The following is a 26,352-nucleotide window of genomic DNA, read 5'->3' on the forward strand; positions in this document are numbered from 1 at the left end:
CAACGCGTTAGGGGCGGGCCCGGCGGGCGGCGAGCGAGCGGGTGGCGGTAGGGCCGGTAACGCGGCGGACGCCGATGCCGCGGGCGGGGCGGGTGCGGATCAGCTGTTGGTGAGCAGGCGGTTGGTGCTCGCGCGGGGTGCGGCGATCTTCGCGGGGCTGACGGCGACCGGGCTGGTCGGATATGGGGTGAAGACTGCGCTGGGGGCGCCCGTTCTCAAGCGGGTGCAGGTCCCGCTGGCGAAGCTACCGCGCGGCATGGACGGATACCGGATCGCGCTCGTGAGCGACATTCACCTCGGCCCGCTGACGGGGCTCGCACACAGCCGGCGCATCGTGGACACGATCAACGGGCTGAACGCCGACGCGATCGCGATCGTGGGGGACCTGGTCGACGGGTCGGTGGCGGAGCTCGGCCGCGACGCGGCGCCGCTGCGTGAGTTGCGCAGCAGGGACGGGGCCTACTTCGTGACGGGCAATCACGAGTACTACTCCGGTGTGGAGGAGTGGGTGGCCGAGCTGGGGCGGCTCAACGTGCGGGTGCTGGCCAACGAGCGGATTGAGATCCGTGGGCTGGACCTCGCGGGCGTCAATGACGTGACGGGCAACAACTTCCCGGGCGCGAGCGGAGGCGGCCCCGACTATGCCAAGGCTCTGGGCGACCGCGACCCCGCAAAGCCGGTCGTGCTGCTCGCGCACCAGCCTGTCATGGCGCAGGAGGCGGCGAGGTACAAAGTGGACCTTCAACTGTCCGGGCACACCCACGGCGGCCAGATGGTCCCGTTCAACTACGTCGCCCGCCTGCAACAGCCCGTGATCTCGGGATTGGGCGAAGTGGACGGTACGAAGGTCTACGTCACCAATGGTGCGGGCTTCTGGGGTCCACCCGTCCGGGTAGGCGCGCCACCCGACATCACACTCGTTGAGCTGAGAGCCGGTTAGACTCCCGGGCGTGCCCCGCGACAGTTGGATAGCCGATCTGCACATCCACTCCAAGTACTCCAGGGCATGCAGCAAAGATCTGGAACTGCCCAACCTGGCCTACTGGGCCCGGCGCAAGGGCATCCGGCTGCTCGGCACCGGCGACGTGACGCACCCGGCGTGGCTCGCGCACCTCGGTGAGACCCTGGAAGAAGCGGAGCCGGGGCTGTACCGGCTGAAGGAAAGCATCGAGCATCGGCTTCCGCCTTCGCTGAAGGGCGAGCCCACGCGGTTCATGCTCAGCGGCGAGATCTCGACGATCTACAAGCGGGACGAGCGCACGCGCAAGGTGCATCACCTGGTGTACTTTCCGGACCTCGAATCGGCCGGGCGGTTCCGCGCGTCGCTGGTCAAGGCCGGATGCAATCTGAGCAGCGACGGGCGGCCGATCATCGGGCTGGACTCGCGCGACCTGCTGGAGATGACCCTGGAGGCACACGCGGACGCCTACTTGGTGCCCGCGCACATTTGGACGCCATGGTTTTCGGCGCTTGGATCGAAGTCCGGATTTGACGCGATCGCGGACTGCTACGCGGATCTGGCGGACCACATCACGGCGGTGGAGACCGGCCTGTCGTCCGATCCGGAGATGAACCTTCGTGTGTCGAGTTTGGACCGGTATCGCCTCGTGTCGAATTCGGACGCCCACTCGCCGCAGGCGCTGGCCCGGGAGGCGACCGAGTTCGACTGCGACCTCGACTACTACGCGGTCAAGCGGGCGTTGGCCGGCGAGCCCGGCCTGACCGGCACGATCGAGTTCTTCCCCGAGGAGGGCAAGTACCACGCCGACGGCCACCGAGACTGCGGCGTCAACTGGAGCCCCGCCCAGACCAAGGCCGCCAAGGGGGTGTGCCCGGTGTGCGGGCGCCAGCTCACCGTCGGCGTGCTCGCCCGCGTCGAAGAGCTCGCCGACCGCGCCCCCGACCAGCAGCCCAGCCCGCAGCGCGTCACCCACCTCATCCAGCTGCACCAGGTGATCGGCGAGATCGAGGGCGTGGGCGCGAAGAGCAAGACCGTCGACGGCAAAATCAACGCGCTGGTGGCCGCGCTCGGGGCCGAACTGACCATCCTCACCAAGACACCTCTCGACGACGTGAGCCGGGTCGGCGGGGAACTGCTGGCCGAGGGGATCCGCCGGCTGCGCGCCGGGCAGGTGGACCGCGTGCCGGGCTTCGACGGCGAGTACGGCGTGATCCGGCTGTTCCAGCCCGACGAGCTGCGCGCGTCCACAAGCGACGATGGGCTGTTCGAGCTGTTCGACGTGCCACGTGTGGAGGCGAAACCGCGCCCGCGGGCAAAGGCGGCGGCGGTCGCACCGCGCAAGCCGGTCAGTGCGCCTCCGCTGCCCAGCATCGCCTCGCCGCACGAGCCGTTCGAACCGATGCTCGCCGGCATGGAGGAGGTCGGCACCGGCCTGCTGGACCGGCTCGACGCCATGCAGCGCGTCGCCGCCTCCGCCCCCGGTGGCCCGCTGTTGATCGTGGCTGGTCCCGGTACCGGAAAAACAAGAACATTGACCCACCGTCTGGCCTACCTTTGCGCGGAGATGAATGTCTTCCCGGAGCAATGTCTGGCCATCACCTTCACCCGGCGGGCCGCGGAAGAGCTGCGGCACCGGCTGGCGAGTCTGCTCGGCCCGGTGGCCAAGGACGTCACGGTCGCGACCTTCCACGCACTCGCGCTGTCGCTGCTGCGCGAGCGCGACTCGTCCTATGAGGTCACCGAGGAGACCGACCTCGACCAGCTGGTGCCGAGGGCGGTCGAGCTGCTGCGCGAGGACCCCGACAAGCTCCGATGGAACTGGGTTTTCGTCGACGAGTACCAGGATGTCGACCAGCACCAATACGACCTGCTCCGCCTGCTGGTGCCGCCGGACGGCAACATCTGCGCGATCGGCGACCCCGACCAGGCCATCTACTCCTTCCGGGGCGCGGACGTCGGCTTCTTCCTGCGCTTCTCGCAGGACTTCGAGGACGCCCGGGTGGTGCGGCTGACCCGCAATTACCGGTCGAGCGCGCCGATCATCGCCGCCGCCGTGCAGGCCATCGCCCCCACCTCGCTGATCAAGGGCCGCCGGCTCGATCCCGCGAAGGTGGATCTCGAAGCCCCGCTGATCGGCCTCTATCCGGCCGCCAGCACCGCCGACGAGGCCGGTTTCATCGCGAAGAAGGTCGACGAGCTGGTCGGCGGGGTGTCGCATCGCTCCAAGGCCGCCGATACGCGCGGGGTCACGGGCGCGACCGTGGGGTTCGGCGACATCGCGGTCCTGTATCGCACCGACGCCCAGGCGACCGCGATCGTCGAGACGCTGTCGCGGGCCGGGATCCCGGTGCAGAAGCGTTCGCACAACCGGCTCAAGGACCGCGAAGGCGTGAGCGCGCTCATCCACGAGATGCGGCTCGCGCACCCCGAGGGATCGGTCGCGGCCCGGCTCAAGAAGCTGGCCAACGAGCAGACGTGGGCCGCCGCCGATCTGCTCATGCCGCTGGCTCAGCGCAGCGGGCACGACCTGGAGCGGTTCCTCGCCGACGTGGCGACCGGCGCCGAGGTCGACGCGCTCGACCCGCGCGCCGAGGCGGTCACGCTGCTCACGCTGCACGCGGCCAAGGGCCTGGAGTTCCCGGTCGTCTTCCTGACCGGCTGCGAGGATGGGCTGCTCCCGCTGCGCATGCCCGGCAAGCAGCCGACCGACGACGAGATCGCCGAGGAGCGCCGGCTCTTCTTCGTCGGCATCACGCGCGCGCAGCGCCGGCTGTTCCTGAGCCACAGCGCGCGCCGCACGCGCTTCGGCACCGAACGGGAGACCCGCCCGTCGCCGTTCCTGGCCGCGATCGACTCTGGGCTGCTGGAGTCGTACAAGGAGGAGGCACCTCGCCGCCCGCGTGATCTGCAACTTAGATTGTTGTGATGAGCGAGCCTCCCCGTCCCCGCTTGAGCGGCCGCGCCTCCGCATTGCTCGGACTGGGGGTTTTTGTCGCGGCGCTGGTTACCTTCGGTTTGGTGCTCATGGCGGTGATCCGCACCGACGCGCCGGCCGTGCCGACCCAGACGACCACACCGTCGAAGCTGCCGCAGTCGGCCCGCTTCGCCAAGCAGGGCGACTGCGTGGTCAACGCCGGGACCGACCAGCAGCCAGACATGATCTTGGTGGTCTGCGCGCCGCATGCCCTTGAGGTGATCGAGCGCGTGGAGGGAACGATCGACGTCAAAGTGTGCCAAAAATTCGACGGTTACCGGTACCACTACTTCTACGACAGCGAACTGGGCGACAAGTTTGATTTCGTCCTGTGTATGCGGCGCAGAAACGGATAATAGGAGGCATGAGACCTGTACGCGGATTGGCTCGTGCGCTCCTAGGTGGACTGTTCGTGGCCGCGGGCAGCCAGGCGTTGCTGCGCCCCGGGCGCTACGCGGCTGCGGCCGAGCCGCTGGCCGAACAGATCGCACCCATGTTGAAGCGGCTCGATTCGCGCCTGCCCACCAACGCCGAGGCGCTCGTGCGGATCAACGGCGCCATCCAGGTCGGGGCGGGCGTGCTGCTCGCGACCAGCACCGCGCCACGGCCCGCGGCCGCCGTGCTCGCCGGGACGCTGGTGCCCACCACGCTCGTCGGGCATCCCTTCTGGAAGGTCCAAAATGTAGCGATGCGCCGCGCCGAGCAGATGCAGTTCGCCAAGAACCTCGGGCTGTTCGCGGGTCTGCTGCTGGCCGCCGCCGACACGGCTGGTTCGCCGGGCCTGCGCTGGCGGGCCGAGCATGCGGCCAAGCACGCCGAACGCGCGATGAAGCAGGCCAAGAAGAAGGTGACCAGGCACCACTAATCATGGTTAACACGATGGAAATGTCGCAAAAGAGTGTGGGATCAGACACGGTCGGGTAACACCGGGCAAGACCTCAAGAAGCGCCCTTTAGTCTTGTGGCATTCCAAGTTTGACTCAGGGGTTTGACGGTCGATCACGGAGGTCGCTGCTTCATGCCGGGGAACGGCCCGCTTCGCACTGTCATCCGAGCCGGCGTCGTCGTCTTGGCCTGCTACTTCGCCTGGTTGGCGATCAAAGAGTACGGCCGGCCCTACGACTTCTTCGACATGAAGATCTATCACGGCGCGATGGCCTGGTGGACCCAGGGCGGTGAGCTCTACGAATTCCGGCACCCCACGATCACGCTCGGCTACACCTATCCCCCGTTCGCCGCGCTGACCATGCTGCCGATGGCCGGGCTCACGGTGCTCCAGGCCGGCTGGATGAACGTCGTCTTTGGACTCGCCGCGCTCGCGTTCGTGTGCGCCGTGCTGCTCGGCCCGATCGCCAGGCGCCACCGCTGGTCGCAGTGGGGTGTCGTGGCGCTGGCCGTGGCCGTGTTCGCGGCGCTGGAGCCGGTTCGCGAGAGCCTCGGCTACGGCCAGGTCAACATGCTCCTGTTTGGACTGGTGATCGCCGACCTGGTCGCGCTGCGCAAGGGCTGGCGCTGGGCCGGGGTCGGCATCGGCCTGGCGACCGCCATCAAGCTCACCCCTGCGCTTTTTATCGTGTACCTGCTGGCGAGCAAGCAATGGCGGGCCGCGCTCACCGCCGGGGGCGCGGCACTGGCCGTGACGGCCGGCACACACCTGGTCGCGCCCGAGGAGTCGAGGACATACTTCGGCACGGTGCTGTGGCAGACCGAGCGGGTCGGCGTCGCCGACATGACGCCCAACCAGTCACTGGCCGGGCTGATCGCGCGCCTGCACGACACCGCGCACGCGCCGAGCCTGCTGTGGCTGTCGTTCATGCTGGTCGTGCTCGCGATCGGGATCACCCGGGCGCGCACCTCGCACGCCGAGGGCGACGAGCTCACCGCGTTCACGATCATCGGGCTCACCTCCAATGTGATCAGCCCGATCTCATGGTCGCACCACCTGGTGTGGGTCATCCCGGCGATCATCGCGCTGTTCGATCAGGCGCTGCGCAGGCGGAGCGCGAGCCGGGGCATCATCGCCCGCGGGCGGGCGACGCCCGGGTTGCACGAGCCGATCTGGTTCCCGGCGTTGACGGGCGCACGGCACGCGGCGGCCGCGGTCGGGTTGTATGTGCTGTTCGTGGTCTCGCCGATCTGGCCCAACGAGCACCAGTTCCCGGCGGTCTCGCACTGGGCGGACGGCGTCTCGGGCGTGCTGTGGGAGAACTCGTTCGCGATCGCGCTGGTGGTGCTGGTGGTGCTGCTGCCCTACCGGCCGGGTGCGGAGCCCGCGTTCGGCCCGCGGGTGGTTGCGCGGCCACGGGTGGTCGTGCGCCAGCCCGTGCGGCGCGACTACGACACGGCTCCGACGACGATCACGACAGCGACGGTGTCCGCGGCGCTGGGCGACGATGCGGCGGACGCAGCGGACAAGGACCAGCCCGTCAGGGGCAGTTGACCCATTCTTCGGTGCCGTCGGTGAAGCGCTGGTGCTTCCAGATCGGGATGCGTTGCTTGACGAGATCCACGAGGCGGGAGCAGGCCGTGAACGCCGCGCCCCGGTGGGCCGTCGAGACGGCGGCCGCCAGCGCCACATCGCCGATCGCGAGCGGGCCGTGGCGGTGCGAGACCGCGACGGCGTAGACGTCCGGGTCGGCCGAGATCTCGGCGACCACCTGGCGCAGCACGTCTTCCGCGGACGGGTGGGCCTCGTAGGTCAGCGCCGCGACGGCCCGCCCGTGGTCGTGATCGCGCACGACGCCGGCGAAGCTGACCACCGCCCCCGCCCGCGGATCGGCCACGGCCTTCTCGTGCTCGGCGACGTCCAGCGGTTCCGTCGTAACCCTGACGATCATGGCAGCTCCAGGAAGTCGACCTGTTGGCCGGGCAGACCGTGCCCGTGTGGGGGGATGACCGCGAAGCCGTGCGAGCCGGCCAGGCCGCGCAGCATCGACGAGCCGACGTGCGAGGCCGGAACCCAAGTCTGCTCCTCGCGGCGGACAAGGGCCAGGTGGGTGTAATCGCCGCGCCCGGGGACCGGCCCGCCGAGCGTGACCTGCGACAGCTCCGGCTCCGGGGCTCCGGTCAGGCCGGCCAGCAGCGGGCTGACCAGGGACATCAGCGCGACGACGGCCGACTGCGGGTTGCCCGGAAGCCCCGCGACGAACGTTCCCGATTTCAATCTTGAAACCATCATCGGGTACCCGGGGCGGATCGCCACTGTGTTGACTATGTACTCCGCGCCGAGGGAGTTCAGCGCCGGATGGAGGTGGTCGACCGGCCCGTGCATCGTGCCGCCGGTCGTGCACACGACGTCGGCCTCCATCGCCTGTTGGAGCGCTTCGACATGGGCGTCGAGCGTGTCCTCGATGGGCGCGATGACGCGCACGCAGTCGGCCCCCATCCGCTTCAGATAGGACGGGAGCGCCGGACCGAGCGCGTCGCGGACCCGGCCGCTGCTGGGCAGGCCCTGCGTGAGCAGTTCGTCGCCGAACACGAGCAGGGCGACGCGCGGGGCACGTTTCACGTGAATCGAGTCGTACCCGCATGACGCGGCAAGCCCGATCATGCCGGGGTTGACCCTCGTGCCAGATGGAAAAAGCTCTTCTCCGGCACGGGCCTCCTCGCCCGGCTCTCGCCACTCGGGCACGCGGCGCGGCTGGCCGTCGACGAGATCGCCGGTGCGGGAAGATTCCTCGGTGCGCACGATGGCGGTGGTGCCGACCGGGACCATCGCCCCGGTCGCGATCTCCATGGCCGTGCCGTCGTCGGTGAGCGATGGGGCCTCGCCGCCGGCCAGGACACGGCCGATCACGCGCCACGGGCCGGTGGCGCGCACCGCATATCCGTCCACGCTGGACGTGGGGAACGCGGGCAGGTCGGTCAGGGTCGCGAGCGGTTCGGCGAGCACCAGGCCGTCGGACTCCTCCAGGAGCACCTTCACGGTGGGAAGCGGCGCGTTCAAGCCGGCCTGGTAGACGGCCCGGCGCGCTTGCAGCCAATCGATTGGCATCAGTGGTCACCACCCCGGAGTTGGTCAAGCGTGTGCGGCAGTAAGTCTGCCAACACGGCCAGACCGTCGCGAATCCCACCCATCGATCCAGGGAGATTCACCACAAAGGTGCGACCGGCGACGCCGACCACGCCGCGGGAGAGCGCGGCCAGTGGGGTTGTGCCGCGGCGCCGGATCGCGTCGGCGATGCCCGGGATTTGGTAGTCGAGCACGCTGGCGGTCATTTCGGGCGTCCGGTCGGTCGGGCTCACGCCCGTCCCGCCGGTTGTCACGATCGCGTCAGGGGTGGTGGCGAGTGCGCTTTTGAGCGCGCCCCGCACGGGCTCGCCGTCGGGTACCACGATGATGTCGGTGACCTGGCAACCCAGGTCCTCCAGTCCTTGCTTGAGCAGGGGGCCGCCCGTGTCCTCGTAGACCCCGGTGGCGGCCCGGTTGGATGCCACGATCACCACGGCCGTGCCAATCTTCATGGCCGGTTCGCGGGTCGCCGGCGCCGTTTCGTGCGTCAGCGGCGCCGGTTCGCGCGCCCATCTGCCCGTCTTGCCACCCTCCTTGCTCAGCACCCGCACGTTTTCGATGCCGGCGGCAGGGTCGACGGCCTTAATCATGTCGATCAGTGCCAGCCCGGCGACGGTCACGCAGGTCAGCGCCTCCATCTCGACCCCTGTACGGTCGGCGGTCTTCACCGTGGCCTCGATGTCCACCCGATCCGACTGAACGGTCAGTTCCACCGTCACGCCGTGGATCGCGATCGGATGGCACAGCGGAATCAGCTCAGGCGTGCGCTTGGCGGCCATGATCCCCGCTAGTCTGGCGACCGCAAGTGCGTCCCCCTTTGGCACCCCCGACCCCTTGAGCAGCTCAATAACTTCAGCCGTTGTACGGACTTCGCCCGCCGCTACGGCGCGTCGAACACTGACACCTTTTTCGGTAATATCGACCATCTTCGCTATACCTCGATGGTCTACATGAGTCAGTTTCGGATCAGGTGAACCTGGAGAATGCTGCGGCACGATACGAGCCTATCGAGAATGGCCTCACACTAATTCTGAACACGACACGTAGGCGAACGGTCACACTTGGTGACATTTCGCCTTTGCCGTACGCTATATGAACTCATGTATACAAATCGACCTCCGCGAAACTACGCTCCTCAACAGAACTTCGCAAGGGGAGCACAGGAGGGACCCACGATGCGCACTTATGAATGGAACTAGTTTTCCCTTAGGCTGTCGGGCGACGAACCGTTTGTTACGGAGAAGCCCAGGTGAGCGAAACGGCCAGAACACACGACGGGACCGAGACCGATCGAGCCCTCGCTAGGCTTGTCGGTCTCGTCGTCGTTGTTGCGCTGCTCGCCGTAACGGCAGCGGCGGTGTTGGCCGCATCTTCCCCAATCGATCCCAGCGGTGCGACCGCGATGGCCGCATTGGCGCTGCTATTCGTCGTCGCAAGCATGACCCAGGTCAAGATGCGTGTCCGCTCGACGAGCATCGGCCTTAGCTGGAACGACATGGCGACACTTATCACTGTCGTTATCCTCCCGGGGGCGCACGCGGTTCTGGTCATCTTTGTCGCCGCCTTGATCCCAAAGCTCCTTCAGCGCTCCGGCGCAATGAAGATCGCTTTTGCCGCCAGCAAGGCGACCATCAATACCGCTGCGGCAGCGCTCGTCCTTGCTTTGTGGACTCCGGCTGAGAAGATTTCCAGGCCCCTGGACATCCTGCCCTACGGTGCCGCTTTCTTGGCCATCGTCATCTGCGACGAAATCGTTTCAACTCCCGTCCTGGCTCTCGCTACCAGGACAACCATGCGGCAGATCTTCTTTTCCAACCCAGACATTCGCTGGGCTTTCAACGTTGTGCGCCTCGGCGTCAGTATCCTCGGGATCTTTATTCTCCAATCGGTCCCACAATTGCTGATCGCTATGCCGCCCATCGCTCTCAGCCTTCACCTCACCCATCAGGGACGAGTTCGCGCTCGCGCCGAGCGCAACGCCTGGCGGCAGCTGGCGCAGGCCACTGATGCCTTCAATGACATTCAGATCGACAAGGTACTGCGGACTGCGGTTAATAATGGCGCAGAGCTGTTCTCGGTCGATCAGGTCGAGGTGGAGACGTGGCTTGATGAGCCGCGGATGCTGATCCGGGGCAACGCCAACGAGATCCTGTACTACGGGGCGCCGGACAACAAGGGGTACGACCTGACGACGACCGCGATCGTGCCGTTGATTGCGGACTCGGATGGGGCACGGATTGGTGAGCTGCGGTTGCGGTTCCGGGCGCCTGTGGCGCTTTCCGAGCGGGAGCAGTTCACCCTGCGCGCGTTTGCCGGCGCACTGGGCACAGCGATCCGCAACGCAGCGTCGTACACGCAACTTGAGCAGCTGGCCGACAAGCATGCGCACGACGCGACGCACGATCCGCTGACGGGTCTGCCCAACAGGCGCATGCTGGCGATCGAAGGCGCTGCCGCCCTCGAAGGCAGGGAGGGTCAGCTCGGGGTACCCGCCCTCCTCCTGCTGGATCTGAACCACTTCAAGGACATCAACGACGCGCTCGGCCACTCGGCGGGCGACCAGGTGCTCGTGGCTGTGGCGCGCAGGCTGACCGAGGCTGCCGGTGACGATGCGCTCGTAACGCGGCTCGGTGGGGATGAGTTTGCCGTGCTGTACCGGGCACTGCCGGCACCGGCACTGGCCATGCACCGCGCCGCTTCGCTGATGGTCGTGCTGCGCGAGCCGGTGACGGTCGACGGCATGCCGCTCACCGTCTCGGCGAGCGCGGGCGTGGCCATCGCCCCGAACGTCGGCGGGTTCGTCGAACTGCTCCGGCGTGCCGACATCGCGATGTACCAAGCGAAGCGCACCAACCGGCCGGTCACCGCGTATGAGCCCGAAAGCGACACAGCCGACCGCACGGGCCTGGTCGTGGGCGGCATGCTGCCGCGAGCCGTCGCCGAGAAGGAGTTCACGCTCGAATTCCAGCCGATCGTCGACCTGCTGACGGGCGCGCCGATCGCGGCCGAGGCACTGGCCCGCTGGCAGCACCCCGATCGTGGCAAGGTCGACCCGGGCAGCTTCCTCGAACCGATCGAGCGGTCCGGCCTGCTGACCGCGTTCACCGACGCCGTGCTCGATCAGGCGCTCGACGCAGCCCGGCAGTGGCGCGATGCGGGCATGCACTGGCCGGTCGCGGTCAACATCTCGCCGCGTAGCCTCCTGGACCGCCGCCTGCCCCTGCTCATCGCCGCCCGCCTGGACGACCATCGTTTGACCGGTACCGATCTGGTCCTCGAACTGACCGAGTCGCGCACGCTGAGCCAGCTCGAGATCGTGGACAAGGTTCTCGCCGAACTACGTGAGATCGGATGCGTGCTGGCCCTGGACGACTTCGGCACCGGGTTCTCATCGTTGTCTGTGCTTCCACGGGTACCGATGATTCAGGAATTGAAAATCGACCGATCGTTCGTGTCGCAAATGGAGCACACACCGGAGTCGGCGGCGGTGGTCAAGTCCACTGTGGAGCTTGCGCGTGGCCTCGACCTGCTCGTGGTCGCGGAGGGTGTGGAGCGGGAGAGCCAGCGCAAGATGCTGTGGGAGCTTGGCTGCACGGCCGGACAGGGTCACCTGTTTGCCAGGCCCATGCCGCTCGACCAGATCCTTCAGCTCGGGCCTACCCTCGCCGAACCGCTGCACGACCCGGGCTCGGTCGTCCAGATGCCGTTCCAGCGCCGCCCCGGCGGTCGTTCGGCCAAGCCGGGCAAGGCGGCGGACGCCAACGGTTAGGCCGCGAAGACGGCGTCCGCGCGCAGGCGCAGGCAGACATCCAAGGGCAACCATGTCGGCTGATTCCTCGCTAGCCTGATAGCGAAACGACACGCAACACGGGGTGGGCTTTAGTGATTCACTTCAAGGTCTTGGGCCCGATGACAGTCGAACGAGACGGTTCGACAATCGCGTTGAACGCACGGATGCTCCGGCGGCTGTTGGCCACGCTGCTGGTGAACCTCAATCGTCCTGTTACGACGGATGCACTCATTGCCGCATTGTGGGGCGATGTTGCGCCGCCTGGCTGTCGGAAGACAATTCAGGTCTACATGCATCGTCTACGTGAGGCGATCGGAAATCGAGATCCGATTCATCAAGAGGCGGGCGGCTATCGCCTTATCCTGTCAGCGGATGCGCTGGACGCCGCTCAATTCGACCGGCTGGCCAGCAAAGGCCGGAAACTTCGTGGTGATGACAGGCAGCGGGAAGCGGCGGACGTCTTTGCCCAGGCACTGGCGCTCTGGCGTGGTTCCGCCTACGCCGACATGGACGAACATCCGCTGATTGCAGACGAGGCGCACCGTCTCGAAGAGGAGCGAATCAGCGTCATCTTCGATTACACCGAAACAAGATTAGGTCTAGGACATCACGAAGATCTGATTCCTGAGCTGATCAGCAGTGCTGAGCTCTATCCCTACAACGAGGACCTGCGGCGTCATCTGATGATCGCCTTATATCGGTCAGGACGTCAGGCCGAAGCACTTGAGGTCTTTCAGAAGACACACAAGCTCCTTGCCGACGAGCTTGGTCTGACGCCTGGACCCGAGCTCCGGCGCCTACAGGAATCAGTCCTCCGCAATGATCCCGAATTGGAACTCGGATCGGCACCCGTATGGTCAACTCAAATACCGCATGAGCTTCCACCGGCGCTGTCGCGGTTTGCCGGCCGGATCGAACAGTTATCCGCTATGGACCGCGCCGCGGCCTCGGCGGACTGGGGCCAAACCGCCGCGAGCGTTGGTTGTGTCAGACTCGGGTGCGTGATCCAGCTCGTCTTGGACTTCGTGTTGTATGCGCTGTCTGGCGCCTTCGCCTGGATCACGGGCGGGTCGTCGACGTTGGCGCCGCATCGGTCGTGGGGGGAGTGGGCGGTCTGGGGGTATGCGGCCGCCGCGGTGCTGGTGTGGGTCACGCGATCGGTGCGGGCGCGATTGTGGCTGACGGTCGGGGCGTGGGTGGCGGTGGCTTGGGTGCCGCTGCTGGCGCTGGCGCACGCCAACCGGGGGCAGGAGGAGGTCTTCGTCGTCGAGGAGTCGGCGCGGCGGATGCTTGGGACCGGCACACCGTACCTGGACCGGGCCGAGCTTGCCGCGCTGCCCGAACCGCTGCTCGGCTACACGCCGTACCAACCCGGGATGGCGATCTTCGGCTTTCCGCGCGCGCTGTTCGGCGAGGCGTGGTGGACCGACGCGCGGCTGTATTTCGCGTTGTTCACGGCCGTCGCGCTGGCGTATGCGGTCTCGCTGCTGGAACTCGACGGGAAACTCGTGCGGGCCGTGCAGATGGCCACCGTGCTTCCGTTGTGCGCGTTGACGTTGGCGACCGGTGGTGACGATATCCCGGTGCTGGCCCTGTGCTTGCTCGCGTTCACGCTCGCGTACAAGGGAAAGCTTGGCTGGGCGGGGGTCGCGATCGGTGCGGCGGCGGCGATGAAGCTGTTTGCCTGGCCGGTCCTGCTGGTGCTCGCCATTTTCGCTCGGCGGGCGCGTTTCGCCGTACCAGCAATGATTATGCCTTTAATGATTTTATTGCCGAGTATCCTGCTCGACCCCTCGGCGGTGGTGGAGAACGTCATCCGGTTCCCGACCGGGCATGGGCTGGTGACCAGTCCGGCGGCTTCGCCACTGGTGGGATATCTGATCGCGAATGCCTTCGAGGGTGGGCGGCTGGTGGCGCTGGGCCTGCTCGGCGCGGCCGGGCTGGCGATAGCCGTCTATCTGTGGCGGCGCCCGCCGCAGGATATGCGCACCGTGGTCAATGTCTGCGCGATCGGGCTGGTGGTCGCGATCCTGCTCATGCCCGCGACGCGGTTCGGTTACCTGCTCTATCCGGTGGCGTTCGCGTTTTGGGCGCCGACGCTGCGCGGGCGGGCGACACCGGGATAGGATCAACGTGCGGCCGTGGGGCTGGCCGAGCCAGAGCTGGTGAACCGTGGACCGAGGTCCGCCAACAGTCCCTACCGGAGGACAAGTGTCTGGTAGGAGTAGCCCATGCCCCGGATCAACACCCGCTCATCTACGCCGACGGCAACGGCACCATTCGATGTCGCCCGTGCCGGCGCGCCGCCGCCGATCCGCTGGCCGGTGCTCGCGGCCGTGTTCATCGGCGGGATGCTCGGCGGGCTGGCCCGCTACGGACTGACCGTGGCCTGGCCGCCACCACCAGGCGGCTTCCCGTGGGCCACGTTCGGCATCAACCTGTCCGGCTGCCTGCTCATCGGCGTGCTCATGGCCGCCATCACCGACCTGTGGCCCAGCCGGACCCTGCTGCGGCCCTTCTGGGGAACGGGCGTCCTCGGCGGCTACACGACGTTTTCCACCTATATCGTGGACGCGCAGCACCTGCTCGATCACGCCAGGGCCGGCGTCGCGTTGATCTATCTGGCCGCCACCATCGGTGGCGCGCTCATAGCCGTGTTCACTGGGCATAGCCTCGCGAGGTTGGCGTTGCGAGGCGGACGGGAGGCCCGCCCATGAAACTGTCCGGCCCGGCGATGCGTTTGACCATCTTCATCGGCGAAGCCGACCGATGGCGGCACAAACCGCTACACACCGAGATCGTCCATCGTGCCCACGAGGCCGGGCTCGCCGGAGCCACCGTCATCCGCGGGCACGAAGGCTTCGGCGCGTCATCGCGCATCCACACCACGCGCATTCTGTCGCTGTCCGAAGACCTGCCCGTCGCCGTCATCATCGTCGACGCGGAGGAGCGCATCCGCGCGTTCCTGCCCCAGCTCGACGAGTTGGTCACCGAAGGGCTGGTGATCATGGATCCGGTGGAGGTCATCCGTTACATCGGCCGCGACGGAGACAAGCGGTGACCGTGCTGCTCGTGGCCTTCGGTGCGGGGTGCGGCGCGGTTGCCCGCTATCTGATCGACCGAGCCATCCAGGCCCGCCATGACTCGGTCTTCCCGTGGGGAACGTTCGCCGCCAACATCATCGGCTCGTTCCTCCTGGGAATGCTCACCGCATCGGCGCTGCACGCAAGCCACTGGCTGCTGGCACTGCTGGGCACCGGCCTATGTGGAGCGTTGACCACCTATTCGACGTTCGGCTACGAAACCCTGCGCCTCATCCAGCAACGCGCGACGCTCTTAGCCGTGCTGAACGTCATCGCCAGCATCATCGCCGGTTTCGGCGCCGCCTATCTCGGCGCGGCGGTCCTCCAGGCTGCGCACTAAACGCGCGAAGCTCCTCGCCGTGTGAACGTCATCGCCGGTTTCGGCGCCGCCTATCTCGACGCAAACGTCCTACAGGCCGCCGCCCACTAGCCGATCGCCATGTCCACAAACCGGGAGAGGTGCAGCTGCGCCGCGACCGTGATGGTGTCGGTCGGCCCGTTGCGGTGCTTGGCCACGATGAAGTCGGCCTCACCCGCGCGCGGCGACTCCTTGTCGTAGTAGTCGTCGCGGTGCAGCAGGATCACCACGTCGGCGTCCTGCTCGATCGAGCCGGACTCGCGCAGGTCGGACAGCTGCGGCCGCTTGTCGGTGCGCTGCTCCGGGCCGCGGTTGAGCTGGCTGACCGCGATGACCGGGCACTCGACCTCTTTGGCCAGCAGCTTGAGCCCTCGGGACAGGTCGGCGACCTCCTGCTGCCGGCTCTCCGTGCGCTTGGGCGACGTCATGAGCTGGAGGTAGTCCACGACGATCAGCTTGAGGTCGTGCCGCTGCTTGAGCCGCCGTGCCTTGGCCCGGATCTCCATCAGGGTCATGTTGGGCGTGTCATCGACGAAAATCGGCGCCTCGGAGATCTCGCCCATGCGCCGGGCCAGCTTGGTCCAGTCGTCATCGGACAGCTGCCCGGAGCGAAGCACGTGCAGCGGCACGCGGGCCTCGGCGGACAGCAACCGCATGACAATCTCCACTTTGGACATTTCAAGCGAGAAGATGGCACTGGCCAGGTTGGCGCGCACGGCCGCGTTGCGCGCGAAATCCATTGACACGGTTGACTTGCCCAGGCCGGGGCGGCCGGCGACGATGATGAGCTGGCCGGGCTGCAGGCCGTTGAGCAGGCGGTCGAGATCGGTGAAGCCGGTGGGGACGCCGGTCATCAGGCCGCCCTGCGCGCCGACCGCCTCGATCTCGTCGAGCGTGGGCTGGAGCATGTCGGCCAGGACCGCGAAGTCCTCGCTCACCCGCTTTTCGGTCACGTCGTAGATCGCCTGCTGGGCGAGGTCGACGATGTCGTCGACGTCGCGGCCCGCGCCCGCCGCCGCTCCGTAGCCCAACTGGACGATCTTTGTGCCGGCCTCAACCAGCCGCCGCAGCACGGCCCGCTCGCTGACAATGCGCGCGTAATAGGCGGCGTTGGCGGCGGTCGGAACGGCGGAGATCAGCGTGTGCAGGTAGGGTGCGCCGCCCACCCGCGCCAAATCCCCATTGCTGTCAAGGGTTGCGGCGACCATCACCGGGTCGGCGGGCTCACCCCGCCCGTAGAGGTCGAGGATCGCGTCGAAGATGGTCGCGTGGGCCGGCCGGTAGAAATCGCTCACCCGCAGGATCTCGATCACGTCGGCGATCGCGTCCTTCGAGAGCAACATGCCGCCGAGCACACACTGCTCGGCCGCGACATCCTGCGGAGGCGCCTTCTCGAAGACGGGCGCGCCGGTCGTGCTCATCTCCTCGACGGTCATGACGCCCCCTCTCCAATTAGCAGTGTCCCCTGTGGGTACGACAACAGAACGATGACGCTACGAGCCACGGATCGCGGAAACAAATCGCCCGGTGGACAAGCCTTGGGACAACCTGTGGAGAACCCGCCCCACACCTGTGGGCGAGCTTGTGGACAGCCTGTGGACAACCCCCATCCACAGCCTGTGGATAACCCCTTTACCAGGATGGACGGGATCCACAGGATGTGGAAGAAAATTTCCCGACGCGATTCTCATCGGTTCGGGGGATTGCGTCGGACGCATGTGCGATCCACGCTCCGACCGTGGAGTACCGAGAGCATCGGGAGTTTCCCGAGCGGGCGCAGCCGCCGATGCCCAACGACTCCGCGAGCCGCTACGGGCCCGCGGAGGAGCCCGCCTACGAGGGCTTCCACACCTACGCCACCAGTGATCTCTACGACACCAACGGCGACGGCCAGCACTGGCCGGACAACTGGCCCGACCCGCAGCGACACAACGCGCCCGCGACCAGCCGGGACGGCGGCGGGGCCGACCGCGACTACTGGGGTGTCCTCATGTGGACGATCCTGTGGTACTCGATCCCGGCCCTCGTGCTCATCCTGCGCGCGCTCTTCCTCCCGGCCGGCTCCGCGGCGCGGGCCGCCGCACTCGGCGATTTCATCAGCAACTCGCCGCTCTGGCTGCTCGCCCTGCTTGGCGGGCTCGGCCTGGCCCTGGTGCTGCGGTGGGCCAGCGACACCTGGCGAGCCGCGACGATCGGCTTCTGCGCCGCGGTGGTTTCAGGTGGTGCGATCACGGTTCTGTACCGGATCTGGTAGCTCCGGTCACAGTCGGCACACGAACCCATCACGACGGCATCGTCTGTGACCTTGGACTGTCGCATTGAGACATGCGACTACGTGTCCCCTTGATACTGCTCATGGTCGCCGGGATGGGCCTGGTGAGCTGCTCCAGCGACGGTGGCAGCAACGACGACGGGCGCAACGAGGCGCCCGGCCTTGAGGGCCGGCCCGACCGGCCGACGGACACCACGGACGACAACACCTCCACATTCGCCCTCGACGTGGACACCGCCTCCTACACCTATGCCGCGCGCCAGATCCGCGACGGCAACAGGCCGGATCCCAGGCTGATCCGCCCTGAGGAATTCATTAATTCTTTCGAGTACCGCTATCCGCAGCCCAAATCCGACGGCTTCACGATCACCGTGGATGGCGCGCGCCAGCCCGGCGAGTCGAGCGACACCAGGCTTGTGCGTGTCGGGCTCAAGACCCGCTCGGAGGACGGCGAGGAGCGAACAGACGCCGCGCTCACGTTCGTCATCGACGTTTCGGGCTCCATGGCCGAACGAGGGCGGCTCGATCTGGTACAGGATGCGCTTCATCATCTGGTGGATCAGCTGCGGCCAAGCGACTCGGTGGCGATCGTCGCGTTCAACGACCGGGCCGAGGTGCTGCGCGAAATGACGCGCGCCTCCGACAAGGGCCGGCTCCACGGGGCGATCGACGACCTGGAGGCGGGCGGCAGCACCAATCTGGGCGAGGGGCTAGTGGCCGGTTACGAGCTGGCCCGCGACAGTTTCCGCGCGCAGGCGACCAATCGCGTCATCCTGCTGTCCGACGGCCTGGCCAACACGGGCACGACCGATGCCGACACGCTGCTGCGGCGCATCCGGGCCGAGGCCGACAAGGAGATCTCGTTGCTGGGTGTCGGCGTGGGCAGCCAATACGGTGACAAGCTCATGGAACGGCTCGCTGACCGGGGCGACGGGTTCGTGGTCTACATCTCGGAGCGCCAGCAGGCGCGTGATCTCTTTGTGCGCAGGCTTCCGGCCAACCTGTCGGTGCGCGCCTATGACGCGAAGGCGCAGGTCGTCTTCGATGCGTCCAATGTGGAGTCTTATCGGCTCGTCGGATACGAGAACCGGCAGTTGCGCGACAACGAGTTCCGCGACGACCGGGTCGATGGGGGAGAGGTGGGGCCTGGTCACTCCGTCACCGCTCTTTATGTGGTACGCCTTCGTGCGCGCGCCGACGGCCGGGTAGCACAGGTCAAGGTGCGCTGGCTCGACCCGAAGACCCAGGAGGCGTCCGAACAGTTCGAGACCATCGACACCACCGACCTGACGGGTGAACTCGCCCACGCCGACCGAGGGCTGCGCCTGTGCTACACCGCGGCGTTCTTCGCAGAATCGTTGCGGGGCAAGGAATCCCCACCGCTTCGGGAGCTTGAGCGCACGTCACCCGACCCGGGCCTCGCCGACTTGATCCGCGAGGCCTCCCGCCTCACCTGACCACACCGCGCCTGGCACGGGCCAGCGTCACACGGCCTGACGAGGCGAGGCGGCCGGACGCGGCCACCCGGGCGAGGCGGCCGGGCGAGGCGGCCGGGCGGAAGCCACGCCAGGCGGAAGCCACGCCAGGCGGAAGCCACCGGACGAAGCCGCCAGGCGAAGCGGCCGGCCAGCAAATGCAAAACGCGGGCATCCCGGGCTGGACTGAATTGTCCGGCCTGGGACGCCCGCGGCGCGATCGGTGCGCGACTACTTCGCGGCGACCACGTTGAGGTGGAACTTGGCGGTGACCTCCGGGTGCAGCTTGATCTGCACCTGGTGCCCGCCCGTCGTCTTGACCGGGCCGGCCAGCTCGATTTTGCGCTTGTCGAGCATGGGACCGCCGGCCTTCTTCACGGCGTCGACGATCTCGGTCGCGGTGACCGAGCCGAACAGCCGGCCGCCCTGGCCCGCACGCGCGTGCAGGGTGACCTTCAGGCCCTCAAGCTGGGCCTTGACCTCGTTGGCGTGGCCGAGGTCGCGGATCTCGCGCGCCGCACGGGCCCGCTTGATCGTGGTGACCTGCTTCTCGGCACCCTTGGTCCAGGCGATCGCAAAGCCCTGCGGCAGCAGGTAGTTGCGACCGTAGCCGTCCTTGACCTCGACGATGTCGCCGGGCGCGCCGAGGTGCGGCACCTCGTTCGTCAGAATGATCTTCATCGCGGTGCCTCCTTTCAGCGGCCGGTCGTCGTGTACGGCAGGAGCGCCATCTCACGGGCGTTCTTGACCGCACGGGCGATTTGGCGCTGCTGCTGCGTTGTCACGCCGGTCACCCGCCGAGCGCGGATCTTGCCGCGGTCGGAGATGAACTTGCGCAGCAGCGCGGTGTCCTTGTAGTCGATGTAGCCGACCCCCTCCTTTTCGAGAGGGTTCACCTTCTTCTTCGGTTTGCGCAAAGCCTGCGCCTTAGCCATTTGTATCTACCTCAATGCTCTTCTTAGAACGGTGGCTCGTCGTCGAAGTTGCTGCCACCCGGACCACCGACAGGAGCGGCCGTCGCCCACGGGTCGTCGGCATAGCCGCCGCCTCCTCCCGAGGACGGGCCCTGGCTCGGCGCGTTGCCGCCCGAGCCGAACCCACCACCACCGCCCGAGCGCGACATCTTCTGCACCTTGGCCGTCGCATAGCGCAGCGACGGGCCGATCTCGTCGACCTCAAGGTCGATGACGGTGCGCTTCTCGCCCTCGCGGGTCTCATAGGTCCGCTGGCGCAACCGCCCCTGGACGATGACCCGTGAGCCGCGGTGCAGCGACTCGGCGACGTTTTCCGCCGCCTGCCGCCACACGCTGCACTGCAGGAAGAGCGGCTCGCCGTCCTTCCACTGGCCGGAGTCACGGTCGAAAGTCCGCGGGGTCGAGGCGACCCGGAACTTCGCGACCGCGGCACCCGACGGGGTGAAGCGCAGCTCAGGATCGTCGGTCAGGTTGCCGACGATCGTGATGGTGGTTTCTCCAGCCATGATCTACTCCTCGAACCTTCATCGTGTCGCCTTAGGTTCCCATAGGGGTCCGACAGCGACCGTGAAGGCAGGTCCGGATGGAATCGGAAACGTCAGCGGACGTCCGGGCGAATGACCTTGGTGCGCAGCACGGACTCGTTGAGCTTGAGCTGCCGATCCAGCTCGGCAACGGCCGCAGGCGTGGCCTGCAGGTCGATGACGGCGTAGATCCCTTCGGCCTTCTTGTTGATCTCGAAGGCGAGCCGGCGACGGCCCCACACGTCGAGCTTCTCGACCGAACCACCCGATGTCCTGATCACATTGAGATACTGATCAAGCGACGGGGCGACGGTGCGCTCCTCGAGACTGGGGTCGAGGATCACCATGACTTCGTAATGACGCAAGACTTTCTCACCTCCTCTGGGCTAGTGGCCACGGTCGTTCCGTGGCAGGAGGTCTGGCGTCTGTCCCGCGCCCAAGCGCAGGACCGGTTCATACTACAGGGCACCTACGGGCGCCCTGACAAAGGACCGCGGAGCGCCCTTTCCGACTGCTGGGTGGGACCTGGGGAGGAACGACCACACCGACGAGATGGGAAGAGAAGCGCTCCGCGGAGCATATATGGTTTTGTTGCTTAGGCGAACTCTGCCCGAGTTGCCCGCTGTGTGATAATAGCGCGAATTGCGCCGGCTGACACGCCAACGACACACACAGTCGCGATAATTGCCAAAAGACCTATCGGACCCTTGTCGACGGGAGCGCCGGACGCGAGCCGGGCCGCCGCGCTGTTCGAGCTCACCACGGTCACCGGCGAGGTGAACGGGCCGGGAGCCGCGCTCGGGTCGGGCATCGTGGTCATCTCCGGGAGCAGCACATCCCCGGGTGCCACGGGCGTACCGGACGGGCGCGCCGCCGCCGAAGGCTGCCCACCGGACGCGGGCTGGTTCGGCTTCTGCTGCTGCGCTGCAGGCGTGGTCCGGATCGGCGCCGGAGCCGCCGCCCTCGCCGGGGTCACCTCGACGGTGAGCTCCTGGAAGTCTTGGTTGAGGTTCAGCGCGCAGTCGGGCTCCATGCCGATCGAGACCGGACCCCGATGGAACTGCACCTCGATGGTCTCGCCGCTGGCGACGGACGTGCTCGCCGAGCCGTCGATCGTCAGCGTGGCGTTGAGCCCAAGCTCATTGGTGAGCCGCAGCTTGGATTCGGCCCCGACGTTGATGGCTGGAACGTCGGGCTTGGATCCGCACAGCAGCAGCCCGAGGCCCCCGCCCTTGAAGGTCACTTGAGCCCCATCGGGCTGTGCGACCGCCGGACCGGCGGCGAGCGGTAGGCCTACAAACGCTCCGAGCAGGGCCAACGCCCCGAGGCGTCTGGTGTACGACATCTATAGCTCCCCATCGCTGGATAGCCTCGCGGGGGCGAGGAGGCACGCAGGATGCGCGGCACTGTGTTTAACGGAGTACTAGGCTGGCGAGATGCGCATCGGAGCTCACGTCGAATCAGGCGACCCGCTGGCCGAGGCCGCGGCGCGCAACGCTGATGTGGTCCAGTTCTTCCTCACCGACCCGCAGAGCTTCAAGGCGCCGCAGCCGCGGTCCGACGCCGACTCGCTGCGCGCCAGCGAGGTGCAGATCTTCGTGCACGCCCCCTACCTGGTGAATGTGGCGACCACGAACAACAGGATCCGCATTCCCAGCCGCAAGCTGATGCAGCAGCACGGCGACGCGGCCACCACGCTCGGCGCCAGTGGGCTGATCGTCCACGGTGGACACATGGGCGCCAGCGACGATGTCGCGGTGGGCATCGCCAACTGGCGCAAGGCGCTTGAGCAGTACAACCGGGACACCGGCGTGCAGGTCCTGATCGAGAACACGGCGGGCGGCGACAACGCCCTCGCGCGCCGGTTCGACGTGCTCGCCCGGCTCTGGGACGCGGTCGGCGACCTCGACGTCGGGTTCTGCCTCGACACCTGCCACGCGCACGCGGGCGGAGAAGATCTTCTCGATATCGTCGAGCGGGTCAAGGCGATCACCGGCCGCATTGACCTCGTGCATGCCAACGGATCAAAAGATCCGTTCGACTCCGGGCGCGATCGGCACGACAATCTTCTCGGCAAGGACGAGCCAGGCATGATCGATCCGAAGCTGGTTGCCGCCGTGGTGAGGGCCGCGGGGGCGCCGGTCGTGGTCGAGACGCCGGGTGGTGCGGCCGGTCAGGCGGCCGACATCGCCTACCTGCGCGACAACCAGTGAGGACGGCCGGTGACAGCGGTAGCCAGAGACGACGACAGTCCAAAAGAGCCCAAGGAGGCGGTGGACTCCACCGGGGCACCGGAGCCCGACGCGGTAGAGGACGTAGAAGAGTCGCCACGACCCGCGACCCCGCCCCAGCCTGAAGCGGAGGCCGCGACGACCGAGGTCAAGCCGGGCCGGCACGCGAAGGCCGACGAGCCCGACGACGAGGCCGAGCCGGACACAGCCGTGGAGTCCGACATAGACGCGGAGTCCGACATAACGGTGATCCCTGAACAACCGGCCGGCCCGGACGAGGCGTTCGCCAAGTTCGCCCCCGCCGAGGAGGAGGAGCCCAAGGGCTGGCGCCGGGTGCGGCGCGGCATCGGGCGGTTCTTCATCCACGAGTGGACGCTGGCCGCCCTCGGATCGATCATCCTCGCGGTCGCGATGACCTGGCCCACCCTGAAATACCCGGCCCACACGATCCCGCAGGACACGGGCGACCCGACGCTCGTGGCATGGATGCTGGCGTGGTCCGGCCACGCCGTGAAGACCGACATCGCCAACCTTTGGCACGCCAACGCCTTCTACCCGGAACAATTCAGCTACGCCTTTACCGACACACTGCTCGGCTACTTCCCCGCGGGATTGATCGGCGACGGATTCCAGGCGGCCCTCCTCCGGTACAACATCATCTATGTCCTTCTTCACGCCCTCGCCTTCTTCGGCGCATACGTGCTCGTGCGCCAGCTCGGATCGGGCAGGACGGGGGCGCTGGTGGCCGGTGCGGCATTCGCCTACGCCCCATGGCGGCTGGTCCAGGCCGGGCATGTGCATGTGATCTCGACCGGTGGCATCGCGCTGACCCTGGCGATGCTGGCGCGCGGGCACGGCTTCTCGCTGCGCCATGGCTACCGTCCCGAGCGCCGCAAACCGCTGTGGGCCCTGGCCGGCTGGCTCACCGCCGCCTGGCAGATCAGCCTCGGCTTCGGCATCGGGCTGCCGTTCGGCTACGTGCTCGCGATCATCACGCTGGTGAGCCTGATCCTGTTGCTGGTCAAGCGATTCCGGCACGGGCCGTTCCCGTTCGGCGGCAAGCTGTTCGTGGCCGACCTGGTCGGCGGCATGATCTTCGCCGCCGTCGCGGTGCTCATGGCGCTGCCCTACCTGAAGGTCGCACAGCTGCATCCCTACGCGGTGCGCAGTGAGGCCGAGGTCGGGGCATACTCGCCGCCGTTGAGGGGCTTCTTCATCAGCCCGGCCGAGTCGGCGATCTGGGGCGACGCGCACGCGCCGGCGCGCGAGTCACTGTCCTGGGTGCCCGAGATGACGATGCTGCCGGGGTTCGTGCTCTACGGGCTCGCGGCCGCCGGGCTGATCATGTCGATCTGGACGTTGCGCCAGCGCATCCTGCTCGGGCTAGGCGTGGCGCTGAGCATCTTCCTGGCGATGGGCACCAACCCCTACGGCGGTGGGCGACCGGGCTATTTGACGCTGTACGACTTCCTTCCCGGCTGGGACGCGCTGCGCACGCCGGGCCGGCTGGTCATCTGGACCACGCTGCTGCTGGCCATCCTCGCTGCGGGCGCGGTGAGCGCGTTGGTCGAGCAGTCCAAGCTCGCGTCGATCAACCGCGTGCCGTCCCGCCCGCACCCGCTGCTGCGCGTGGCGACTTTCATCCCGGTCGTGCTTGTGCTCGGCGAGGGGCTCAACAACACGCCGCACCCGACCGTCCCGCCGCCCCCGCCCTCGGTGGTGCGCGCGGAGGGCCCTGTGCTGGTGCTGCCCAGCGACCAACTGCGCGACCTGCACGTCATGCTCTGGCTGACCTACGAGTTCCAGAAGACGGTCAACGGCGGCAGCGGCTTCACGCCCCAGCGCACCCAGGAGGTGCGCGAGGTCACCAAGCAGTTCCCCGACGCGACGAGCGTTGGCATGCTGCGCGAGCTGGGCGTCAAGACGGTCGTCGTGCTCCGGGCCCAGGTCGTCGGCACGCCCTACGAGTCGGCGCTCACCGCCCCGGTGGAGGGGCTCGGCGTCGAGCGCAAGGAGTTCGCCGACGCGGTGGTGTTCACGCTGGGCCAATCGGGGTCGCCCCGGTAGGTCTGGCGTACCACATCGAGCTCGGGATAGCGGATCTCCCGGATCACCAGCACGATCAGCGTCACCACGGCCGCCAGCCGCATGATCGACGCGAACACGAACGTGCCCTCCGGGATGACCTGCCGCCCGGACGCGCCCATGAGCTCCAAATAGAAGGCGAGGAAGTAGCACACCTCGGCGACCTGCCAGAACAGGAACGCGCCCCACTTCGGCCGGGCGAGCACGATCAGCGGCAGCAGCCACAGCGTGAACTGCTGCGACCACACCTTGCTCGTCACCAGGAAGATGGCGATCACCAGGAAGGCGAGCTGGGCCAGGCGCGGGGGTGTGTGGGATTGCAGCGCAAGGCCGGCCACGCCCAGGCAGCCGAGCAGGAACAGCAGCAGAGCCAGGTTGGTCACCAGCGGGATGTCGGCGAAGAGCGCGGCCGAGCCGCCGGAGAGCAGGTCGGAGTCGAAGAACCGGCCGATGTACCAAAGCGTGCCCCAGTCGATCGCCCGGGTCTGGTTCAGCTCGATGAAACGATGCCAGTCCTCGTAGCTGAGCATCATCACCGGCACGTTGGTCACCAGCCACGCCCCGGCCGCGCCCCCGATGGCCAGACCCATCGGGCGGAATTCACGGTTACGGATGCATAGCACGATGATCGGCCCCAGCAGGAAGCCCGGCCACAGCTTGGCCGCCGCACCGAGCCCGAGCATGATCCCCGCGGCGAGCGGTTGCCGGCGCGCCCAGAACCACAGCCCGGCTATGGCCAGCACGATGGCCAGAAAGTCCCAGTTGACGGTCGTGGTCACGAGCAACGTGGGGGCGAGGGCGAACAGCGCGGCGTCCCACGGTCGCCGTCTTCGCAGCGACAGGATCATCGCCACCGTCGACACGGCGAAGGCCATGAGCGCCAGCGCCGTGAGGTCATAGAACGCCTGGCCCTGGTTGAGGCTCGGGTCATTCTGGCCCATTGCGTGCACCGGCAGCCCGATGAGCGCCATCATCGCCCCGGTCAGCACCGGGTATTCGACCTGGTGATCGTCGCCGTCCGGGACGTATGGCACCTTGCCCTGGTTGAGGCCCTCGGCGTAGTAGAGCGCGAGCACGTCGGTGTAGCAGAAGTTCGTGTACTGGCTCAGGTCCTGCCAGGCGCCGTCGCGGCAGGGGGACTTCTGCACCCAGTGGAAGACGAGCGTGAGGCAGGTCAGCGCGAGCACGATGCGGGCGGCGGTCCAGAAGCCGCCGCCCCGGGAGGGCGTCTCGGGCACCGCGTGTGTGCCGCGTGGCCCGCCGATCGCCTCGGCGAGCCCACTGACGAAGGGGTCCTCCCGCCCCGGCGCGACCACCTTCTCCGTGCTGTCGTTCGGCCTCATAGACCGACATCCTGCCCTATGAACCTTGGTTCGCCTACGGGATCCCACCCGCCCCCGTCGCGTTGATCATGAACTTAAGTGCGTGCTCGACGGCGTGTCGCTGCATCAACTCCAGGGTCAACTCCCGCAAAGTTGATCATGAAGTTATCATCACGACACGCCGTCGAACATTGACGTGGTTCATGATCGACGGAACAGGTGAGGAGGGGTTATGGGCGGGTGGTGGGGGAGGTTGTCGGGGAGGGGGTGAGGGTGGCCGGGGGAGTTGAGG

The 26,352-nt window shown here is 67.3% G+C and carries 24 protein-coding genes; 14 read left to right on the forward strand and 10 right to left on the reverse strand.

The window, feature by feature from the left end; translation table 11 throughout:
- The 5 genes from DM816_RS23950 to DM816_RS23970 form a co-directional block, all read left to right on the forward strand.
- Positions 1–940, forward strand: a 940-nt coding sequence (locus DM816_RS23950; protein WP_162907767.1) for a metallophosphoesterase, incomplete at its 5' end; no start/stop codon positions are given.
- 10 nt (positions 941–950) lie between these two features.
- Positions 951–3,887 (forward strand): UvrD-helicase domain-containing protein, encoded by a 2,937-nt coding sequence (locus DM816_RS23955; protein ID WP_117212648.1) that lies wholly within the window; start codon positions 951–953, stop codon positions 3,885–3,887.
- A gap of 23 nt (positions 3,888–3,910) precedes the next feature.
- Positions 3,911–4,291 (forward strand): LppU/SCO3897 family protein, encoded by a 381-nt coding sequence (locus tag DM816_RS23960; protein WP_117212649.1) that lies wholly within the window; start codon positions 3,911–3,913, stop codon positions 4,289–4,291.
- Between the two features lie 8 nt (positions 4,292–4,299).
- A complete protein-coding gene (locus DM816_RS23965; protein WP_117212650.1) occupies positions 4,300–4,800 on the forward strand; it encodes a DoxX family protein in 501 nt (166 codons plus the stop codon).
- Positions 4,801–4,952: 152 nt separating this feature from the next.
- Positions 4,953–6,374: a glycosyltransferase 87 family protein gene (locus DM816_RS23970; protein ID WP_117212651.1), complete on the forward strand. Its 1,422-nt coding sequence runs from the start codon at positions 4,953–4,955 to the stop codon at positions 6,372–6,374.
- Here the strand turns inward: DM816_RS23970 and DM816_RS23975 are convergent.
- The 3 genes from DM816_RS23975 to moaCB are packed head-to-tail and all read right to left on the reverse strand — an operon-like array spanning position 6,361 to position 8,941.
- Complete coding sequence (locus DM816_RS23975; RefSeq protein ID WP_117212652.1) at positions 6,361–6,771, reverse strand: molybdenum cofactor biosynthesis protein MoaE; 411 nt, start codon at positions 6,769–6,771, stop codon at positions 6,361–6,363. The two genes, DM816_RS23970 and DM816_RS23975, sit on opposite strands and share 14 nt — an antisense overlap.
- Positions 6,768–7,928, reverse strand: a complete 1,161-nt coding sequence (locus DM816_RS23980) for a molybdopterin molybdotransferase MoeA (RefSeq protein ID WP_117212653.1) — start codon at positions 7,926–7,928, stop codon at positions 6,768–6,770. Before DM816_RS23980 ends, DM816_RS23975 begins: the two co-directional genes overlap by 4 nt.
- The gene (gene moaCB, locus DM816_RS23985; protein WP_425455270.1) at positions 7,928–8,941 is read right to left on the reverse strand and encodes a bifunctional molybdenum cofactor biosynthesis protein MoaC/MoaB; all 1,014 of its coding nucleotides are present in this window, start codon (positions 8,939–8,941) and stop codon (positions 7,928–7,930) included. Before moaCB ends, DM816_RS23980 begins: the two co-directional genes overlap by 1 nt.
- Before the next feature lie 254 nt (positions 8,942–9,195).
- Here moaCB and DM816_RS23990 point away from each other — a divergent pair, with 254 nt between their 5' ends.
- The 5 genes from DM816_RS23990 (at position 9,196) to crcB (DM816_RS43510) (ending at position 15,159) form a co-directional block, all read left to right on the forward strand.
- Positions 9,196–11,715, forward strand: a complete 2,520-nt coding sequence (locus tag DM816_RS23990) for a putative bifunctional diguanylate cyclase/phosphodiesterase (protein WP_117212655.1) — start codon at positions 9,196–9,198, stop codon at positions 11,713–11,715.
- A gap of 113 nt (positions 11,716–11,828) precedes the next feature.
- The gene (locus DM816_RS23995) at positions 11,829–13,862 is read left to right on the forward strand and encodes an AfsR/SARP family transcriptional regulator (protein WP_162907768.1); all 2,034 of its coding nucleotides are present in this window, start codon (positions 11,829–11,831) and stop codon (positions 13,860–13,862) included.
- Positions 13,863–13,967: 105 nt separating this feature from the next.
- Positions 13,968–14,453: a fluoride efflux transporter CrcB gene (gene crcB / locus DM816_RS24000; protein WP_117212657.1), complete on the forward strand. Its 486-nt coding sequence runs from the start codon at positions 13,968–13,970 to the stop codon at positions 14,451–14,453.
- Positions 14,450–14,797, forward strand: a complete 348-nt coding sequence (locus tag DM816_RS43505; RefSeq protein WP_170318863.1) for a DUF190 domain-containing protein — start codon at positions 14,450–14,452, stop codon at positions 14,795–14,797. The genes crcB (DM816_RS24000) and DM816_RS43505 overlap by 4 nt, the downstream gene beginning before the upstream one ends.
- Entirely contained in the window at positions 14,794–15,159 is a 366-nt protein-coding gene (gene crcB / locus DM816_RS43510; RefSeq protein WP_170318864.1) for a fluoride efflux transporter CrcB, read from the forward strand. The genes DM816_RS43505 and crcB (DM816_RS43510) overlap by 4 nt, the downstream gene beginning before the upstream one ends.
- An 86-nt stretch (positions 15,160–15,245) precedes the next feature.
- Here the strand turns inward: crcB (DM816_RS43510) and dnaB are convergent, their stop codons facing one another.
- Complete coding sequence (dnaB, locus tag DM816_RS24010; RefSeq protein WP_246002176.1) at positions 15,246–16,613, reverse strand: replicative DNA helicase; 1,368 nt, start codon at positions 16,611–16,613, stop codon at positions 15,246–15,248.
- Positions 16,614–16,915: 302 nt separating this feature from the next.
- On the opposite strand from dnaB, the gene DM816_RS24015 reads away from it, so the two are divergent.
- The gene (locus DM816_RS24015) at positions 16,916–17,431 is read left to right on the forward strand and encodes a hypothetical protein (RefSeq protein WP_117212659.1); all 516 of its coding nucleotides are present in this window, start codon (positions 16,916–16,918) and stop codon (positions 17,429–17,431) included.
- Between the two features lie 71 nt (positions 17,432–17,502).
- On the forward strand, positions 17,503–18,906 hold the full coding sequence (locus DM816_RS24020) for a vWA domain-containing protein (RefSeq protein ID WP_117212660.1): 1,404 nt from the start codon (positions 17,503–17,505) through the stop codon (positions 18,904–18,906).
- A gap of 249 nt (positions 18,907–19,155) precedes the next feature.
- On the opposite strand, the gene rplI is transcribed toward DM816_RS24020, so the two are convergent.
- From rplI to DM816_RS24045, 5 genes are all read right to left on the reverse strand, one after another.
- Positions 19,156–19,605 (reverse strand): 50S ribosomal protein L9, encoded by a 450-nt coding sequence (gene rplI / locus DM816_RS24025; RefSeq protein ID WP_117212661.1) that lies wholly within the window; start codon positions 19,603–19,605, stop codon positions 19,156–19,158.
- 14 nt (positions 19,606–19,619) lie between these two features.
- Complete coding sequence (rpsR, locus tag DM816_RS24030) at positions 19,620–19,859, reverse strand: 30S ribosomal protein S18 (protein WP_117212662.1); 240 nt, start codon at positions 19,857–19,859, stop codon at positions 19,620–19,622.
- Positions 19,860–19,882: 23 nt separating this feature from the next.
- Positions 19,883–20,404, reverse strand: coding sequence for a single-stranded DNA-binding protein (locus DM816_RS24035; RefSeq protein WP_117212663.1), 522 nt, complete (start codon positions 20,402–20,404; stop codon positions 19,883–19,885).
- A 92-nt stretch (positions 20,405–20,496) separates the two neighbouring features.
- Positions 20,497–20,787: a 30S ribosomal protein S6 gene (gene rpsF / locus DM816_RS24040; protein ID WP_117212664.1), complete on the reverse strand. Its 291-nt coding sequence runs from the start codon at positions 20,785–20,787 to the stop codon at positions 20,497–20,499.
- 230 nt (positions 20,788–21,017) lie between these two features.
- Positions 21,018–21,767 (reverse strand): hypothetical protein, encoded by a 750-nt coding sequence (locus DM816_RS24045; protein WP_162907769.1) that lies wholly within the window; start codon positions 21,765–21,767, stop codon positions 21,018–21,020.
- A gap of 91 nt (positions 21,768–21,858) precedes the next feature.
- Here DM816_RS24045 and DM816_RS24050 point away from each other — a divergent pair, with 91 nt between their 5' ends.
- Both DM816_RS24050 and DM816_RS24055 read left to right on the forward strand, forming a co-directional pair.
- Positions 21,859–22,635, forward strand: coding sequence for a deoxyribonuclease IV (locus DM816_RS24050; protein WP_117212666.1), 777 nt, complete (start codon positions 21,859–21,861; stop codon positions 22,633–22,635).
- Between the two features lie 9 nt (positions 22,636–22,644).
- Positions 22,645–24,720, forward strand: coding sequence for a hypothetical protein (locus DM816_RS24055; protein ID WP_246002178.1), 2,076 nt, complete (start codon positions 22,645–22,647; stop codon positions 24,718–24,720).
- Here the strand turns inward: DM816_RS24055 and DM816_RS24060 are convergent.
- Entirely contained in the window at positions 24,615–26,081 is a 1,467-nt protein-coding gene (locus DM816_RS24060; protein WP_117212667.1) for a glycosyltransferase family 87 protein, read from the reverse strand. The genes DM816_RS24055 and DM816_RS24060 overlap by 106 nt on opposite strands.
- Positions 26,082–26,352 lie beyond the last annotated feature (271 nt).

It is taken from the genome of Allorhizocola rhizosphaerae (assembly GCF_003426775.1).
Taxonomy (GTDB): Bacteria; Actinomycetota; Actinomycetes; order Mycobacteriales; family Micromonosporaceae; genus Allorhizocola; species Allorhizocola rhizosphaerae.